At 68.5% G+C, this 17,600-nt stretch carries 12 protein-coding genes and 1 pseudogene; 7 read left to right on the top strand and 6 right to left on the bottom strand.

Going from position 1 to position 17,600, the window contains the following annotated elements; translation table 11 throughout:
* The 5 genes and pseudogenes from CEX88_RS26210 to CEX88_RS25245 all read left to right on the top strand — a co-directional run.
* Positions 1 to 446: pseudogene (locus CEX88_RS26210) on the top strand (hypothetical protein); the annotation flags it as partial.
* Positions 447 to 523: 77 nt separating this feature from the next.
* Positions 524 to 1,852, top strand: a complete 1,329-nt coding sequence (locus tag CEX88_RS25260) for a UDP-glucose dehydrogenase family protein (protein WP_094295575.1) — start codon at positions 524 to 526, stop codon at positions 1,850 to 1,852.
* 46 nt (positions 1,853 to 1,898) lie between these two features.
* Entirely contained in the window at positions 1,899 to 3,209 is a 1,311-nt protein-coding gene (locus CEX88_RS25255; RefSeq protein ID WP_202931649.1) for a cytochrome P450, read from the top strand.
* Positions 3,210 to 3,242: 33 nt separating this feature from the next.
* The gene (locus CEX88_RS25250) at positions 3,243 to 3,596 is read left to right on the top strand and encodes a VOC family protein (protein ID WP_066841851.1); all 354 of its coding nucleotides are present in this window, start codon (positions 3,243 to 3,245) and stop codon (positions 3,594 to 3,596) included.
* A 14-nt stretch (positions 3,597 to 3,610) separates the two neighbouring features.
* Positions 3,611 to 4,354, top strand: a complete 744-nt coding sequence (locus CEX88_RS25245; RefSeq protein ID WP_094295577.1) for a maleylpyruvate isomerase family mycothiol-dependent enzyme — start codon at positions 3,611 to 3,613, stop codon at positions 4,352 to 4,354.
* Here the strand turns inward: CEX88_RS25245 and CEX88_RS25240 are convergent.
* From CEX88_RS25240 to CEX88_RS25215, 6 genes are all read right to left on the bottom strand, one after another.
* Entirely contained in the window at positions 4,351 to 5,586 is a 1,236-nt protein-coding gene (locus tag CEX88_RS25240) for a YibE/F family protein (RefSeq protein WP_066841850.1), read from the bottom strand. The two genes, CEX88_RS25245 and CEX88_RS25240, sit on opposite strands and share 4 nt — an antisense overlap.
* A 21-nt stretch (positions 5,587 to 5,607) precedes the next feature.
* On the bottom strand, positions 5,608 to 6,882 hold the full coding sequence (locus tag CEX88_RS25235) for a pyridoxal phosphate-dependent aminotransferase (RefSeq protein ID WP_094295573.1): 1,275 nt from the start codon (positions 6,880 to 6,882) through the stop codon (positions 5,608 to 5,610).
* A 46-nt stretch (positions 6,883 to 6,928) separates the two neighbouring features.
* Positions 6,929 to 10,018 carry a 4Fe-4S dicluster domain-containing protein gene (locus CEX88_RS25230; RefSeq protein ID WP_094295572.1) on the bottom strand — a complete coding sequence of 1,030 codons (3,090 nt, stop codon included), beginning with the start codon at positions 10,016 to 10,018 and terminating at the stop codon, positions 6,929 to 6,931.
* 136 nt (positions 10,019 to 10,154) lie between these two features.
* Positions 10,155 to 11,867, bottom strand: coding sequence for an Hsp70 family protein (locus CEX88_RS25225; RefSeq protein ID WP_066841847.1), 1,713 nt, complete (start codon positions 11,865 to 11,867; stop codon positions 10,155 to 10,157).
* A 106-nt stretch (positions 11,868 to 11,973) separates the two neighbouring features.
* Positions 11,974 to 14,514 carry an isoniazid response ATPase/transcriptional regulator IniR gene (gene iniR, locus CEX88_RS25220; protein WP_094295571.1) on the bottom strand — a complete coding sequence of 847 codons (2,541 nt, stop codon included), beginning with the start codon at positions 14,512 to 14,514 and terminating at the stop codon, positions 11,974 to 11,976.
* Between the two features lie 4 nt (positions 14,515 to 14,518).
* Positions 14,519 to 16,303 (bottom strand): Hsp70 family protein, encoded by a 1,785-nt coding sequence (locus CEX88_RS25215; RefSeq protein WP_094295576.1) that lies wholly within the window; start codon positions 16,301 to 16,303, stop codon positions 14,519 to 14,521.
* A 232-nt stretch (positions 16,304 to 16,535) separates the two neighbouring features.
* On the opposite strand from CEX88_RS25215, the gene CEX88_RS25210 reads away from it, so the two are divergent.
* Together CEX88_RS25210 and CEX88_RS25205 are read left to right on the top strand one after the other, a co-directional pair.
* The gene (locus CEX88_RS25210; protein WP_066841845.1) at positions 16,536 to 17,051 is read left to right on the top strand and encodes an Rv0340 family IniB-related protein; all 516 of its coding nucleotides are present in this window, start codon (positions 16,536 to 16,538) and stop codon (positions 17,049 to 17,051) included.
* 263 nt (positions 17,052 to 17,314) lie between these two features.
* Positions 17,315 to 17,600, top strand: a 286-nt coding sequence (locus CEX88_RS25205; RefSeq protein WP_202931647.1) for an IniB N-terminal domain-containing protein, incomplete at its 3' end; no start/stop codon positions are given.

Genomic DNA, 17,600 nt, shown 5'->3' with positions numbered 1-17,600 from the left:
ATGTCGAGGCGCCGCCTCCCGCACCGCAAGCCCCCGCGCCCCAAGCCCCGGCGCCCGCTCCTCCGCCCGCGGCACCGCCGCCCGCGCCGGTACCCGTGGCTCCCGCCCCGGTGGCTCCGGCCCCCGTCCCGGTGTACGTGCCGCCGGTGGTCGCACCGCCGCAGTATTACCCGCGGCCCCAGAACCCGTGGAATCCGCCGTGGTCACCGCCGCGACCAAGGTGGAGTCCGCCGTGGCAGTACGAGCCGGAAATGCCCAAGCTGCCAAAGCCGCAGAAGCCGCCGAAGCAAAAGGGGCCGGGGAGTTATCCCGGCAGTGGCTCGGGCGGTTACCCCGGCAGTGGCTCGGGTCGGTCGCCGCGCATCGACGACGACAGGGGCGGCTCGGGCGGCAACACCGGTCACGGCGGAGGGTCGATCTGCGTGCTGAACATCTGCGCCGGATAGCCACTCGTAACCTGCCGTTGGCCGCACGATCAGTGTCGCGTAGCGGTTAGCTCATCAGGGCTGCATATCAAGGCGGTATGCGGTGCACCGTTTTCGGCACGGGATATCTGGGAGCCACCCACGCGGCGGGTATGGCCGAGTTGGGTCATGAGGTGCTCGGCGTAGACGTCGACGCTGGCAAGGTCGCCAAACTCGCAGCGGGCGAAACCCCCTTCTACGAGCCCGGATTACGGAAAGTGTTGAGCGACAACATCTCCGCCGGGCGCTTGGCGTTCACCACCGACTACGACGCCGCGGCCGGGTTCGCCGACCTGCACTTCCTCGCCGTCGGGACACCGCAGAAGAAGGGGGAGTTCGCCGCCGATCTGCGTCATGTACACGCCGTCGTCGACATGCTGGTCCCGCGGCTGAGCCGGTCGGCCGTCATCGTCGGCAAGTCCACGGTGCCGGTCGGCACCGCCGCCGAACTGAGGGACCGGGCGCGCGCGTTGGCGCCGGCGGGGGTCCACGTCGAGATGGCGTGGAACCCGGAGTTCCTGCGGGAGGGCTTCGCCGTGCACGACACCCTGCATCCGGACCGGATCGTGCTTGGTGTACAACCGGATTCGTGTGCCGCGAAGGCGGCGATCCGGGAACTGTACGCACCGCTGTTGGATCAGCAGGTCCCCTTGCTGATCACCGATCTGCAGACCGCGGAGCTGGTCAAGGTGTCGGCCAACGCCTTTCTCGCCACGAAGATCTCGTTCATCAACGCGATCTCCGAAGTCTGCGAGGCCGCCGACGCCGACGTGACGCTTCTCGCCGACGCGTTAGGGTACGACCCGCGGATCGGACGCCGCTTCCTCAACGCCGGTCTGGGTTTCGGTGGCGGCTGCTTGCCCAAGGACATCCGCGCCTTCATGGCCCGCGCCGGCGAACTCGGCGCCAACCATGCCCTGACGTTCCTGCGCGAGGTGGACGCGATCAACATGCGACGGCGAAGCCGGATGGTGGAACTGGCAACCGTCGCGTGCGGAGGGTCGCTGCTGGGCGCCAATATCGCGGTGCTCGGCGCCGCGTTCAAACCCGAGTCCGACGACGTGCGCGATTCGCCGGCTCTCAATGTCGCCGGGATGCTGCAACTCAAGGGCGCCGCCGTCAACGTCTACGACCCGAAAGCGATGGAGAACTCCCGGCGCCACTTTCCGACGCTGACCTATGCGACGTCGGTCGCCGAAGCGTGCGAACGGGCCGACGCGGTGCTCGTCCTCACCGAATGGCGCGAATTCGTCGAACTGGATCCCGTCGATCTCGTCGGTGTCGTGCGCGCGAAAGTCGTTGTCGACGGCCGAAACTGCCTCGATGTCGACCGGTGGGCGGGGGCGGGCTGGCGGGTGTTGTGCCTCGGAAGGAGCACCAGTCGGTAGGCTTTGGCTCGTGGAACCGATTCGTCCGGGTCGGCGAACGGACCCAATCCGAAACCGGATCCGGTGGCTGGCACTGCACGGCTTCGTGCGTGGCGTGTCGAAGTTGCTTGCCCGGCGTGGCGACCCGCAGGGCCGGATGATCGCAGATCCCGCCGTACGCGCTGACCCCGTGGCGTTCGCCGACGAACTGCGGGCACAAGGGCCGGTCATGGAGGCCGCCATCGTGCACCTCACCGTCGACCACGAGATCGGCAGCGATCTGCTGCGGTCCGAGGACTTCGAGGTCATGCCGATCGGGTCGAATCTGCCCAAGCCCTTGCGCTGGGTGGCGGACCGCACGAACTCCGGCCTCCTACACCCGCTGGAACCGCCCTCGATGCTGTCGGTGGAGCCACCCGACCACACTAGGTACCGCAAACTGGTGTCCTCGGTGTTCACCCCCAGAGCCGTTGCCGCGCTGAGGGACCGGGTGCAGGAGACCGCCGACTCTCTGCTCGATGAACTCGCGCAAGCCGGAACCGTCGACATCGTCGACCGCTATTGCGCCCAGTTACCGGTCGCGGTGATCGGTGACATCCTCGGCGTTCCCGACGCCGACCGGTCACGGGTCCTGGAGTTCGGCGAGCGCGGTGCGGCCAGCCTCGACATCGGCCTGACCTGGCCGCAGTACCGCACCGTCTACCGCAGCGTGGTCGGCTTCAACGATTGGCTGTCCGGGCACCTCGAAGGGCTGCGACGCAACCCCGGCGACGACCTGATGAGCCAGCTGATCGCGGCCTCCGACGAGGGCGCCCAACTCAACCAGCAGGAACTGATGGCTACCGCGGGCCTCGTGCTGGCCGCAGGATTCGAGACGACGGTCAACCTGCTGAGCAACGGAATCCGCATGCTGCTCGACCACCCGCAGCACCTCGAGACCCTGGCGCAGCGACCCGAACTCTGGGCGACTGCCGTTGAGGAGATCCTGCGACTGGACCCGCCCGTGCAACTCACCGCGCGCAGGTCGACGAAGCACACCGAGATCGCGGGCCACCGGATCCCGCGGGGCAGGGCGGTGCTCATCTACATCGCAGGCGCCAACCGCGACCCCAAGGTGTTCGACGACCCGGACCGCTTCGACCTCGAGCGGGAGAACGCCGGACGACATCTGTCGTTCTCCGGGGGCAGGCATTTCTGTCTGGGATCTGCCCTGGCCCGCGCTGAGGGCGAGGTCGGACTGCGGGCGTTCTTCGAACGTTTTCCCGATGCGCGACTGGCCGCTGAGGGCAGCAGGCGCGAGACGCGGGTGCTGAGGGGGTGGGCGTCGCTGCCCATCGCCCTGGGGACCGCACGCTCGACGATTAGTTCACCGGCCTGACGGGGTCTGCCCCTTCGAAGAACGGAGGAATTCATGTCGGTTGATCATGTGCTGGCGGTCGTCCCCGTGACTGACGTCGAGGTCAGCGGCCGGTGGTACGCCGATTTCTTCGGCCGTCCGGCCGACAACAACCCGATGCCCACGCTGGTCGAGTGGCAGGTGCGCCCCGGCGCCTGGGTCCAGGTGTTCAGCGATCCCCAGCGTGCCGGAAGTGGTCTGCTCAACTTCGCCGTCGACGACCTGGAGCGCCACCTCGCCGGACTGCGTGACCGCGGCCTCGATCCCGGTGAAATCGTCGCGGCCAGTAAGGGTGTGCGGTTGTCTAAGATCGAGGATCCCGACGGCAACGAGATCGGCATTATCGGGGGTTTCCGCGTCGAGTATTGAGTACGTTCGTGGGCGTGGATTTCCGAGCCGCGCTGCTCGACCAGACCCGCGAATTCGGGGAACTGATCCGCAGTGCAGACCCCTCGACACCGGTGCCGACCTGCCCCGACTGGACGCTCAGACAACTGTTCCGCCACGTCGGTCGCGGAAACCGATGGGCCGCGCAGATCATCGCCGAACGCCGGATGTCGGCGCTGGATCCGCGCGAGGTGCGCGACGGCAAACCACCCGACGACACCGACGGGGCGATCGACTGGTTCAACCAGGGCGCGCAACTGGTGGTCGATGCGGTCGAGCGCGCGGGGGCGGCGACCAGGGTTTGGACCTTCCGCGGCCCGCGGCCCGCGGGTTGGTGGATCCGCCGACGGTTACACGAGGTCGCCGTGCACCACGCGGATGCGGCGCTGGCCATCGGGGCCGCCTACAACCCACCGCCCGAGCTGGCAGCCGACGCGATCAGCGAATGGGTCGAACTGATGGTTGGTGCCGGCGCGCAACCCGCGCTGGATCACGGCAGAAGCATCCACATGCACGCCACCGACGAGGGGCTGGGCCCGACCGGGGAGTGGACCATCGTCCACGACGAGGACGGCGTCTGGTGGTCGCACAATCACAGCAAGGCCGACACCGCGCTGCGCGGCAGCGCCACCGATCTGCTGCTGGCGATCACGCGCCGGCGCGCGGCCGCCGACGCCGGCATCGAGGTATTCGGGGACGCCGCGGTATGGGACGCGTGGTTGGAGCGCACCGGCTTCTAATCGCGTCGGGCGCGCGCGGGCGTCGCCAGTACCGTGGCGATGCCCGTCGTAAGCGGCACCGACAACGCCAGCGCGATGCCCCCGACCGCCGAGCGGGCGATCTCGATGGCCACACTCTCGCTGGTGAGCACGTCGCCCAAGGCCCGGTTGGCCACGCTGAACAACAGCAGCAGGGGCAATGCGCTGCCCGCATACGCCAGCACCAGCGTGTAGACGGTGCTCGCGATGTGGTCACGTCCCACCCGCATCGCGCCCGAATAGATCGTCCGCCGCGAGCTGCCCTCGAGCTCGGCCAGCTCGAACACCGTCGAGGCCTGGGTGACCGTGACGTCGTTGAGCACGCCGAGCGATCCGATGATGAACCCGGCCAGTAGCAGGCCGGTGATCGATACGTTGCCCAGGTAGGCGGCGACCTCGTTGTTACGATCCTCTGAGAGACCGGTGAGGTGAGCCAATTCGATTGCGCCCCAGGAGAGGAGCGCGGCGAGCAGCAGCGACGTGAGTGTTCCGAGCAGGGCCGCGCTGGTCCGCAGGCTCACGCCGTGGGCCAGGTAGATGACGGCGTAGAGGATCAGCGCCGAAGCCACAAGCGCGACGGGCACGGCCGCGGCGCCGTCGCGTAGCGCAGGCAGCATGAACACCACCAACACGAGGAACGCGACCACGATGCCGATGAGGGCGCGAAACCCCCGCCACCGGGCGACCGCGACCACCACCACGGCGAACGCCACAGCCAGCGCGACGAGCGGCCATGTCCGTTCGTAGTCGTAGAACGAGTAGGTGGTGGTGCCGGTCGCATCGACCTGACGGGTGATCCTGACGTCGTCGCCGGCCGCGAGATTGGGTTGGCCGGGGCCACCGCTGAATTCGAGCACGGTCGCCGCGCCCTTGTTGGGCCCGGACTGAATCTCGATCAACGTCCGCACGCACTCGGCGCCGCCGCCCGTCGCCGGAATTGGATCGGCGGTCAGCACCTGACCGACTGACGGGCTGCCGCACGTCGCGGTACTGCTCGAGCGGACCAGCCCAGATTCGGTGGTGACGGCGCCGCCCTCGGCGTTTTGAAACGGCAGCGGGATGTCGGTCTTCTGCTGGCTGGGCCACAGCCATGCCGTTCCCGCCAGGACGGCCACTCCGATGGCGATCAGCAGACCGACGACTACCTTCGCGGCGATCGGCCCCAGCGGTGCCGGGCCGGTAGGGGAGTGGGAGTGTCCGTGTGAGTGCGCCACGGACAACAGCCTAGAAGGACGCTACTGCCGGTAGCCGACCAGGAAGTTGCCCAGCCGTTCGATGGCATTGGACAGCTCGCGGGCCCACGGCAGCGTCACGATGCGCAGGTGATCCGGTGTCGGCCAATTGAACCCGGTGCCCTGGGTGACCAGGATCTTCTCCTGCAGCAGCAGATCCAGGACCAGCTGCTCGTCGTCGACGATGTCGTAGACCTCGGGGTCCAGGCGGGGGAACGCATACAACGCCCCTTGCGGTTTCACGCAGGACACCCCGGGGATCTCGTTGAGCATCTGCCAGGCCACATCGCGCTGCTCCAGCAGGCGGCCTCCGGGTAAGACGAGGTCGTCGATGCTTTGATATCCGCCGAGGGCGACCTGGATCGCATGCTGTGCAGGAACATTCGGGCACAGCCGCATGTTGGCGAGCAGGCTGATTCCCTCGATGAAGCTGGTGGCGTTCTCCTTCGGTCCGGTGATCACCAGCCAACCCGCCCGATAGCCCGCCACCCGGTATGCCTTGGACAAGCCGTTGAAGGTCAGGGTCAGCACATCGGGTGCCACCGATGCCGTCGCGATGTGGTCGGCATTGTCGTAGAGGATCTTGTCGTAAATCTCGTCGGACAACAGCAGCAGCTCGTGCTTGCGCGCTAAATCCGCGATCTGGGTGAGGATTTCGCGCGTATACACCGCCCCGGTCGGGTTGTTCGGATTGATCACGACTATCGCCTTGGTGCGCTCAGTGATCTTGGATTCCAGGTCGGCGATATCGGGCATCCAGCCCTGTGTCTCGTCGCACAGGTAGTGCACCGGGGTGCCACCCGCCAGTGAGGTGCACGCGGTCCACAGCGGATAGTCGGGCGCCGGAATCAGCACCTGATCTCCGTTGTCGAGCAACGCCTGCAACGTCATTTGAATCAACTCGGACGCGCCGTTGCCGAGATACACATCGTCGACGTCGAATCGCGGGAACCCGTCAACGAGTTCGTAGCGGGTGAACACCGCACGCCGCGCGGGCATGATGCCCTTGGAGTCGGAGTAGCCCTGGGCATACGGCAGGGCCGAGATGATGTCGCGCATGATCACGTCCGGTGCTTCGAACCCGAACGGCGCGGGGTTGCCGATGTTCAGTTTGAGGATGCGATGACCCTCGGCCTCGAGGCGTGACGCGTGCTCGTGCACCGGCCCGCGGATCTCGTACAGGACGTCCTGCAGCTTCGACGACTGCGTGAACGTGCGCTGCCGCGGTCCGTGTCCGGCGGCGTGGATCGGCACGTGGTGGGTGGTCACGTCGTTCATGGTCTCACTTTTGTCCAGCGATTAACCAAAATCGCCGGTCATCGGCTCATCGTTTGCCTGGGGGACGAGCGCCTCTGGCGATACCGAGGCCCTTGACCGGAGGTGGTTCGGGCTTGTCTTCGTTGTCCCCGCCGGAAGGCTCAGGGACAGCACCGGATTCGCCATCGGAATCGGCGCTGTCCTTGGGCTCCCGTTGTGCGGCAGCGGGCTTCGGCTCGGCCGGTGGCTGTGCTGGTGCGGCCGACTTCTTGGCCCCGGGCTTGCGTGCGCCCGGGGCGATGCCGAGGCCCTTGACCTCAGGTTCGGGCTTGCAGTCCAGACCCCGATCCGAGTCGGCGGTGTCGGTCTTGGCTCCAGGCTCCGCCTTGTCCGGATCGACGTTCGGCGGTTGGGTGACGGTCGCCTCGCCCTCGTTGGGGGCCGCGGACTGGGTTTTCTTTTTCGCCCCGGGCCGCTTGGCGCCTGCCGCGATCCCAAGACCCTTGACCTCGGGCTCGGGCTCGGGCTTGGCCTCCGCTGTTGATTCGGCCTGGGCTTTCGGCTCCGCGGGTGCTGCCTGCGCGGCTGGTGCGGCTTTCTTGGCGCCGGGCCGCTTGGCGCCGGCAGCGATACCGAGCCCCTTCGCGGGTGCCGCTGCGGCAGCGGGCTTTTCGTCGGCCGCCGGCTTGTCGCCCGCGGGGGCGGCGGCCTTCTTGGCGCCCGGACGCTTGGCACCGCCGGCGATTCCGAGGCCCTTGACGGGTTTGGTTTCGGTGGCCGTGGCGGCCTCGACCTTGGGCTCCGGTTCGGCCTGCGCCTCTTCCTCCGCCTCGGTGGGCGCTTCCTCCACGGGCGCTTCGGCGGCGAGCCTGGCTGCGCGTTCCTCGGCCTCCTTCGCCGCGGTGCCCTTCTCCGGCAGCGTGATGGTGCTCTTGTCCAGCGAACCCAGCAGCAGCTGGGCCACGTCGAGCACCTCGGCCTTCTCAACCTCGCGGGCGGCCGAGACCTCGTCGACGCCGTCGGTGATCATCACGCGGCAGAACGGGCAGCCGGTCGCAATGGTCGAGGCGGTGTCCATGGCCTCCTCGGTGCGCTCGGTGTTGACGCGCTTGCCGATGTGTTCTTCCATCCACATCCGCGCGCCGCCGGCGCCGCAGCACAGGCCACGGTCGGCATGCCGAGGCATTTCGGTCAGCTTCGCGCCGGACGCCCCGATCAGCTCACGCGGCGCCGAGTACTCCTTGTTGTGCCGGCCCAGATAGCACGGATCGTGATAGGTGATGTCCGTTCCGCCATCAGCGGGCGTCACCGGGATCAGCTTCTTGTCGCGCACCAGCCGGTTCAGCAGCTGCGTGTGGTGCAGCACCGTGAAGTTGCCGCCGACCTGCGGATATTCGCGGCCCAGCGTGTTGAAGCAGTGCGGGCAGGTGACGACGATCTTGCGGTCCACCCGCTCGACGCCCTCGAACAGCTCGTTGAGCGTCTCCACGTTCTGCGCGGCCAGCTGCTGGAACAGGAACTCGTTGCCCGAGCGGCGGGCCGAGTCGCCGTTGCAGGTCTCGCCCTCGCCGAGCACCAGGTACTTCACGCCGGCGGCGGCCAGCAGTTCGGCAACGGCCTTGGTGGTCTTCTTCGCGCGGTCCTCGTAGGCGCCTGCGCAGCCCACCCAGAACAGGTACTCGTAGCCGTCGAACGACTCCACGTCCTTGCCGTACACCGGCACGTCGAAGTCGACCTCGTCGATCCAGTTCGTGCGGTCCTTGGCGTTCTGGCCCCACGGGTTGCCCTTGGTCTCGAGGTTCTTGAACAGCACGCCGAGCTCGCCCGGGAATTCGGACTCCATCATCACCTGGTAGCGGCGCATGTCGACGATGTGGTCGATGTGCTCGATGTCGACGGGGCACTGCTCGACGCAGGCGCCGCAGGTCGTGCAGGACCACAGCACGTCGGGGTCGATCACGCCACCCTGTTCCTCGGTACCCACCAGGGGCCTGGTGGCCTGCTCGGGACCCGACCCCAGGATCCGCTCGAAGCCGGACTCGGGAACGTGCTCGTGCGAATGTTCCTCGGATTTCTTCTCCCCGCGCAGTTCCTCGCCGAGGCCGCCCTCGGGGGTGTTCTCCAGCGGCGTCTCCTTGTCGCCGAGGATGTAGGGCGCCTTGGCGAACAGGTGGTCGCGCAGGTTCATGATCACGAGCTTGGGCGACAGCGGCTTACCGGTGTTCCACGCCGGGCACTGCGACTGGCACCGACCGCACTCGGTGCACGTGGTCATGTCGAGGTAGGCCTTCCATGTGAAGTCCTCGATCTTGCCGCGGCCCAGCACCGCGTCCTCCGGCGGATCCTCGAAGTCGATCTCCTTGCCCTCGTACTCGACGGGCAGCAGCGGGCCGAGGCCGTCGGGCAGCCGCTTGAATGTGACGTTGATCGGCGCCAGCCCGATGTGCAGGTGCTTCGAGTGCAGCACGATCAGCAGGAACACCAGCATCACCGCGATGTGCGCCAACAGCGCGATGGTCTCGATCCACGAGTTGGCGGTGTAGCCCAGCGGGCTCATCAGCCACCCCATGAACTGGGAGAAGAACGCGCCGTTGCCGTAGGGCAGGGCGTCCGTGTTGACCGCGGCGCCGCGCACCAGCGCGTAGGTCCAGATGACGTTGAAGATCATGAACAGGATCAGCCAGGCACCGCCGGTGTGCGATCCGTAGAACCGCGAGTCACGGCCGTGCTGTTTGGGCTCCTGCCTCACCCGGATGATCGCGAACGTGATGATGCCGAGCAACACCGCGACGGCGAAGAAGTCCTGCAGGAAGCCCAGAACGTCCCACCGGCCGATGATCGGGATGTGGAAGTTGTGGTCGAAGAGCAGGCCGTAGGCCTCGAGGTAGACCGACGCGAGGATGAAGAAGCCCCACATCGTGAAGAAGTGGGCGAGGCCGGGCAGGGACCACTTGAGCAGTCGGGTTTGCCCGAAGACCTCTTCGATCTGAGTGGTGATGCGCTTGCCGAGGTTGTCCTTGCGGTTGTTCTCCGGGCTGGTGGGCGCACCGGAGCGGATCAATGACGTCAGCCACAGCACGCGTTTGGCGGCAAAGACCAGAACAAGGGCCGTCAGCCCTAGCCCGACGACGAGCCTGATCAGCATCTGCGTATCCACCGCGCGCCTCCCATTCTCAAGTTACCCAAGGGTAACTTATCGTAAGTTACCGGTGGGTAACTTAACTCAGGCCTGCTCAAGCCCGGGAGTCATAGTTGCATCTCCAAGGGAAACACCGCTACGAAGGTTGTCCTAACTACGCACCGTCGGTCGGGCTGGACTCGTCGGGCACGGTGTCGGTACCCGTTTGCTCGCCGCTCGAATCCGGGTCGACGGGATCACCATCGGGAGATGGGGTGCCGTTGCCGGGTCCCGGATCGATCGGTGGGGGGTCGGCCACGGGAGGGGTCTGCGGATCGGTCGGCGGCTCAGGGTCGGCCGGCGGCTCAGGGTTGGACGGTGGGGTCTCGGGTTCCGGTGACGGATGGGCGCTCGTCGGTGGCGTGGGTGTCCAGGGCGGTGCTGCGGGCGCCATCTGCGCGGCCGGTGCCGGGCGCGGGCTGCGGTGCTGGGGTGTGGACGATCGCTGCGCGGGTTGCACGACGACCGTGGTGAGTTGAGGGGCCTGCGGCGCCGGGGGTACTGGAGTGGGAGCCGGCGCCGCAGGCGTGGGGGGTGGCGTGGCCGCGGGACTGAGGACGGTCGCCGCCTCGACCGGGGTGGCGGTGTCGCCGCGCAACTGCGTGAAGCCGAACAGGGCCGTCGTGACCACCGCGGCGGCCGCCGCGAGGCCGAACAGGATGAGCGGGGAGCGTCGCGGTGCCGCCGCCTCCTCCTGCCACTGCTCATGCTCGAAGTGAAGTTCGGGGCGCGAATCGGTGAAGGGCAGGGGCGCATCCTGCTGGTCGTCTTCGGACCAGGCCAGCGCGCCGAACGTGGCCGACGACGGTCCGGCCTCGACCCGGACGGTGGCTTCATCGATCCCGGCGGGCGCGAGCGTGGTCTCCGGGTCGACGACGCGCCGGCGCTGGGCGATCAGAGCGGTCCCGACGGCGGCGGCCAATTGCGGCCGCGCGGTGGTCACCACCGGTACCCGCAGGTGTTCAGACAGCTTCTGCGTGAGCAGAGGGATGCGTGCGCCGCCGCCGACGGTCGCCACCGCCGAAACCGCGGCGTCCGGAACCCCGTAGCGTTCAAGCGTTTCATCCACCGCGGCAAGGAAATCCGTGACCGGCCGCTGAATGAGCCCCTCGAGCTCGGCGCGGGTGACCCTGACGTCCGCGTGGTGTCCGGGCAGAGCGACGGCGACGGCCGTCGCGGTGTGGGCCGACAACCGCTCCTTGGCGGCGCGGCACTCGTCGCGTAGCCGCGCCAGCGAACCGACGACAGCCGTTCCGGGCGGGTCGGTGTCAGCAGCCAACGGAGCCATCACATGTGCCATCAGCGCCTGATCCACCAGATCGCCGGAAAGATCGGCGAACCGGACGGTCTCGCCGACCACGGCGTGGTCCGAGGATGCGTTGACGAGCGTGATGTTGGTGCCGCTGCCCCCGAAGTCGCAGAGCACGACGACGCCGCGAGAGGGCAGCCCGGGTTCGGCGTTCAGCGCGGCCACAGCGGCGGTCGCGTCCGACACCACCGGCACGTCGCCGCCCAGGGCGTGGCGCAAGGAGTCGGCGACCGACGGACGCCAGTGTGCGGGTACGGCGACCGTGATGTCCTCGGCCGACTGAGTGAGCGTGCGCAACGCCTCGGCGAGCAGTTGCTCGGGGCGATGGGCGGAGCCGTCGGAGGCGATGAGCGGAACCGGGTCGCCGATGCGGTCGACGAACCCGGTGAGTCGCTGCCCGTGCAGCGTGAGCTCGGAAGGCCGGATCACCGCGGCGTGTCCGTCACTGGTCGCGGCGAGGTAGGTCGCGCCGACCGAAACACCCAGCGGCCGGTCCGGAGTTGCCTGGTGATTGAACATGGCATGACGCTATGGCGCTTCGCAGGCGGGCGAATCCGGTGCCGGACCCGTCGTCGGACACGGCGGTTAGGGGATTGCCGTTAGGGGATGGCGGCGCGCTGGGGGATCACGACTGCGGAGACAACATGGCCCGCAGCATCGACAACATCTCGGAGCGGGATTCGGCGCCGAGACGACGGCGGATTCGGGCGACGTGGTGTTCGACGGTCTTCGCCGAGATGAACAACTGTGTCCCGATATCGCGGTAGGGCATACCGAGGAGCAGCAGTTCGGCGACCTCGCGCTCGCGGTCGGACAGCCGAGACGACGCGGGACGCGCCGAGCCGGTCCGGGCGGTCTCCGGCGCCGCGAGTTGATCGGATCCGGGTGCGTCGTCGGGTGCGACGGTCTGCTTCAGGTCCCGCGCGAGCTGCAGCATCGCGCCCGACACCCGGCCATCGGGGGTCTGCAGCGCGGCCTGACCGGCCAACCGGGTCGCGTCCCAGGTGAGGCCCACCTGCGCGAGCAGTCGCGCTGCCGTCGTGACCTCGTCGGTATCGACGTGATTGGCCAGTACCCGCAACCAGGTGCGGCCGGCAGTGGCCAGCGTCTTGGCGAAGGCGCTGTGCGTGGCCGCGGCAGTCAGCGCCTGGCCGTGCGGGGCGACGGCGTCCGGGGAGTTGGCGAGGATGCCCGCGTGCACACCGGCCCAGTGCAGAGGAGTCGACCACAACACGGGCTCACCGAGCGAGCCGAGCAGCGCGAAGGCCTCGTCGAGGGTGTGCTGCAGCCGGTCGATCTGACGCATGCGGGAAGCGGCCACCCACAGTTCACCGAGCGGCAGTAGGGAGAACAGGTCCATCGAGTACTCGGCGAGCACCTCGACCGCCGTGTACCAGTGCTTCTGCATGGCGCCGGTGTCGCCGCTGCGGCGCGCGATCGCCGTCTGCAGCGCGGCCGCCCACAATGCGTCGCGGCGGTGCAGCGGGGACGCGTCGGCGTCCGCGCACGCGATTGCCACGTCAGAGGTCGCCGCGGGCAATTGCCCGTCCTGCATCCGCACCCAGCCCAGCAGCAGCCGGTGTCTGCGGGCGACGAAAAGCGCTGCGTCCGTACCGTCTTCGAGACTGGCGCGCACCGCACGGGCGATCACGCTGCGGGCCCGGACCGGATCGCCCCCGTGCAGGGCGGCCAGCGTTACCAGCGCCGCGGGGGTGTCGGGGGCCACGCCTTCCGCGGGCTGGTCGGCGGTGATCGCCTGTCCCAACCGGGAGACGGCTGCGGGGTATGAGGCGTCCAACGACATCAACAGGCCGTCGGCGAGGCTGCGCGCGGCTCGGGCCGTGGAGGTGGGTGGGCCGGCGCTCTCGGCGGACAGCGCCGTCCGAGCGGCCGACAGGTCGCCTGCGGCGAGTGACACCACCGCGCCCGCCGCGCTCACGAACGCGTCGGGATACGGTCCCAGCCAACGGAACAGGTCCGCGGCCTGTGCTGCGCTGCCGTCGTGCAGGGCGATGCTGGCGGCGATCCTCACCGCGGCGGCCCTCTCGGCCGCATCGTCGGAGCCGAGCAGTTGATCGGTGAGCCGTCCAGCGGTGACGCAGTCGCCGGTCAGCGCCAGCGCGTCGGCAAGCCGCGGACTCAACGTGGTCGCCCCCGCATCGACGGCGGCGCGGTAAAGCCGTGCCGCCCTTGTCGGTTGGCTGCGACTACGGGTGGCCATGTCGGCCAGCGCGCTCGCCAGCCGATCGTCGCGCAGACCGTGTTCGGCCATCTGGAGCGCCAATTCGGGTGAGAGCGTGGATGATTCGAGTTGCGACACCAGAAGCGAGATCTCGGTGTCGTGATGACGTGCGGCGCCGAGGATCTGAGCGACACATCGGTGCAGGGTGCGCAGGAAGGCCCGGCTGTAGGACGGCTCGACGAGACCGGTGGCGCGGGCGCGATCGACCACCGTGTAAGCCTGCTCGGCGTCCATGCGCAGCGCCGCAGCGACGTCGTCGGGACCGAGGTCTCTGCTCAGCGAGGTGACCAGAAGGGTGTCGAGTGTCGCGTCGTCGAGGCGGCGCAGCCGTTCGGTCAGCGCGTACGTGACCGCCTGCAGGACCGCGGTGGCCGGCGCGTCGTCCTGCAGTTCGGCGACGGCCGCGATCGCCGGTTGCAGCAGGAAGGGCAGGCCCGCCGTCGCCACGACGAAAGATCGCACCATGTCGGACGGGGGTGTGCCGCCGAGCTTTTCGGTGACGAGGCTTGCCACGTCGGCCGGGGGCAGTGGTCCCAGGCTGATGATCGGGTTCTCGCGTTCGATCGCCGTGGACAGCGCACGCATCGCCGGGCGGTGCGCGATCGGCTCGCTGCTGACCACGAGCGTCGAAGGCAGATCCGACACCCGTCGCGCGAGTTCGCCGAGTTCGTGATCATCCAGCAGGTGGGCATCGTCAAGGACGACCGCGGCCGCCGGATCGTCGTCAGCGCGCGGTACGCGGGTGAGCACCCCTACGCCCGCGGCCCGAAGCGCGGTTCGAACGGCGGCCAGCACCGATGTCTTGCCCGTGCCGATGCCGCCCGACACAAGTAGTTTGACCGGCTCGGTCGGCGCGGCTGCCAGCCCTGTGACCGCCTCGCGTGCGGGCGGCGGGATCTCGGTCCGCGGGTCCGACGCGGTCATCGGTCTATGGCGCGTCCGGAACGGGGATGTCCGGCTCCGGTTCGACCGATGTGGTGGGCGGGTCGGTGGTGGTCGGCGGCTGGGTGGTCGTCGGCTGCGTGGTCGTGGGACGCGTCGTCGTGGTGGTGGGTTGGGTGGTCGTCGTCGTCGTGGTCGTGGTCGTTGTCGTCGTCGTGGTTGTGGTGGTTGGTGACGTCGTGGTCGTCGTCGTCTCCGGGGGCGGGGGTGGCGGGACCACGCTGGTGGTCGGGCGCCCATCCGTCCCGGTGACGGTAACCGTCTGTGGTGCAACCGAAGTCGTCGTCTCCGGCGACGGTCCCGACTCGAAGGTCGTCGCGGTCTCGGTGACCGGACTGCTGTCACCTGTGGTGCTCGTCAGCGTGACGGCGAGACCACCGGCGGCCAGCAGTGCGGCTGCGGCCGCCGCGCCGAACAGCACCACCGGCCTGCGGTACCACGGCAGTGGTTCGGGTTCCGGCTCGTATTGCTCTTCCTCGTGGGCGAACTCCATCGCGGGCCGAGCGCCGGTTCCGCCCGCTTCGAACGTGTAATCCTCACCGGCATAAGGGACCGGCTCGTCGACAGGCGAGTCGTCCTGCGACCACGCCAGGGCGCGGAACGTCGCCGAGCCTGCGCCGTCGGAGGCCGACTCGGCGGCTGCGACGCCTGCGGCTCCGGCGGCCCACGCTGCGGCGGACATGCTCGTCGGCGCCATCCCGGTCGGGGCATCGGGGGCGACGGCGGCCATCCCGGTGGCAGCCTCGGCGGCGTCGGCGATCAGCGCGGCGCCCGCAGCGACGTTGAGTTGGGACTGCGGCGTGGTGATGACCGGCGCGCGCAGCCGGGTCGACAACTGCTGGGTGATCAGCGGGATGTTCGCCCCGCCGCCGACCGTCGCGACGGCCGAGACATTTACCGGCGGAATATTGTTGCGCTGCAGAGCTTCCTGGACGGCATCGAGCACCCCGTCGAGCGGCTCGCTGATCAGCTGCTCCAGCTCGGTGCGGGTGACGCGCACGTCGGAATTGAAGCCCGGCAGGTCGGCGTGCACGACCGCGGCGGTGTCGGCCGACAGTTGTTCCTTGGCCACGCGGGCCTCGTTGCGTAGCCGGGCCAGGGAACTGACGGCGGCGGTGCCCGCGGGGTCGGCGTCGTTGGCCGCCGCGATGCCCGCTACGACGTGGTTGAGCAGGAGCTGGTCGATCTGGTCGCCGGAGAAGTCCGCGTAGCGGACCGTCTCCCCGATCGGGCCGTAGCCGGCTGACGCGTCGGCCAGGCTGATGCTGGTTCCACTGCCGCCGAAATCGCACAGCACTACGACACCGCTCGACGGCAACCCCGGCGCGGCCTGCAGTGCGGCGAGCGCGGCCGCCGAATCGGGCACCAGCGCAGGCTGCACCCCGTCGGGAGCCAGGCCCGGCGCCGCCCGCAGGGCGCCCCGCAGCGCGCCCGTGGTCGCCGCCCCCCAGTGCGCGGGCACCGCAATCACGATAGGGGCCCCACCGCCGACCGTGCGCGCCATGGCGTCGAGCGCCTCGACCAGCACCCGCTCTCCGCGATGAGGTGAGCCATCGGCGGCGACCAACGGCACCGGGTCGCCGACGCGTTCGACGAAACCGCTCAGCACCATGCCCGGTTGGTTGAGGTTGGGGTTTTCGGCGGGTACACCGACCTCCGGCGCGCGATCGTCGAATACGGTGAGTATCGATCGGCGCATGACCGGGGGGCGGCCGATTCGGGCCGCCACCAAGTTGGTCGAACCGATCGACAACCCGAGTGAGTCGCTCATCTCCACCTCTACATTTGGCCGTTCATCACGATAGCGGCTCAACGTCTTCGGACACGGGAGCTGCCCCTAGTGGGAGGAAATCCCCTAACACCGCACCCCCTAACGACCGGGCCGAGCAGGTGGGTTTTGCACCGATCACCGCGGCGGTAACCGTCGATAGCATCGTGGCAGGCCACTCGGCTAGGCCTTGTCTCTAGCCACCTATATCTGTTCGAGGGAGGGAGGGTGTTTCATGGCCAACGAGTTACTCGACTTCGTCATGTCGGTGGTGCGTGATCCCGACGCAGCCGCGCGTTTCGCCGCCGATCCGAATCAAGCCATTCTCGACGCCAATCTGACGAACGTGACCAGTGCCGATGTCCACGCCCTGATCCCGGTGGTGTCGGAGTCGATGTCGGCGCTTCCGACGACCGTTCCGACCGCGCTGGACGGCGGTATCGCCGAAGCGGCAGGCAACGTCTGGAGCAGCGGAGCGGCCACCGCCGCCTTCGACGCGTTCGGCGATCACGTGCCCGCCGATGTGGTGGACGACGTGTCCGCCGCGTTGATCTCCGATCCGGGGGTGCCTGAACTCGCCGAGCCGGATGTCCCGAGCGTCGCCGACGCCGACGACACCGCGTTGCAGTTGGACCAGCCGGTGATCGAGGACGTCGTCGACGACGTTGTAACCAGCGACGACTTCAGCGACGCGCTCGCCGATGTGCAGCAGCTCGACATCGACGCGGGCGGATTCGACATCTTCGACTGACAAACCTGAACCGAAGGAATGCGCGGCCCCTTGAGGGGCCGCGCATTTTTTGCCGTTTCGGCTCGAGAATGCGGACCTTTCGGCCGATCCCCGAGCCATCCCCTAATCCCCTAACCGAACCCCTAGTCCGATCCCGGGACGGTGCTGTGCAGGGAGGGGTCGCGACCCCGTTTCAGGGGCGTCGCGGCGGCCATAACGTGGTTCTCAGCTCGCCGGACAGCCCGGCGACCAGACCAAGACCAACATCTTCGAAAGGATCCGACATGAACCTCATCGACTGGTTTCTGAACCTGTTCCGCGACCCTGTCTCCGCCGCCGCGTTCGTGGCGGACCCCGACCGCGAACTGCACCAGGCCGGCTTCGGCAACGTCTCGGCCGCCCAGGTGCAGGCCGTGGCGGCCACCGTCGCGCCTGCGGCGGTAGTGCATGGGGGTGGTGATCCGGTGGTGGGGCTGCAGCAGGCGGTGGCCCAGACGCACGGGATCGCGTTCGCCCCGCAGCGGCAGACCGAGGTGTTGTCCAACAACGACACCCTCAGCCATAACGACA

It is taken from the genome of Mycobacterium neumannii, from assembly GCF_002245615.1.
Taxonomy (GTDB): domain Bacteria; phylum Actinomycetota; class Actinomycetes; order Mycobacteriales; family Mycobacteriaceae; genus Mycobacterium; species Mycobacterium neumannii_A.
Note: the sequence above shows the minus strand (reverse complement) of the source record. Positions and strands in the feature narration are given on the sequence as shown.

Excerpts from the sequence above, each read along its gene's own strand:
- CEX88_RS25235 (WP_094295573.1), bottom strand. The coding sequence starts at position 6,882 with ATGAACGACGTGACCACCCACCACGTGCCGATCCACGCCGCCGGACAC.
- CEX88_RS25215 (WP_094295576.1), bottom strand. The coding sequence starts at position 16,303 with ATGAGCGACTCACTCGGGTTGTCGATCGGTTCGACCAACTTGGTGGCG.
- CEX88_RS25260 (WP_094295575.1), top strand. The coding sequence starts at position 524 with ATGCGGTGCACCGTTTTCGGCACGGGATATCTGGGAGCCACCCACGCG.
- iniR (WP_094295571.1), bottom strand. The coding sequence starts at position 14,514 with ATGACCGCGTCGGACCCGCGGACCGAGATCCCGCCGCCCGCACGCGAG.
- CEX88_RS25225 (WP_066841847.1), bottom strand. The coding sequence starts at position 11,867 with ATGTTCAATCACCAGGCAACTCCGGACCGGCCGCTGGGTGTTTCGGTC.
- CEX88_RS25250 (WP_066841851.1), top strand. The coding sequence starts at position 3,243 with ATGTCGGTTGATCATGTGCTGGCGGTCGTCCCCGTGACTGACGTCGAG.
- CEX88_RS25210 (WP_066841845.1), top strand. The coding sequence starts at position 16,536 with ATGGCCAACGAGTTACTCGACTTCGTCATGTCGGTGGTGCGTGATCCC.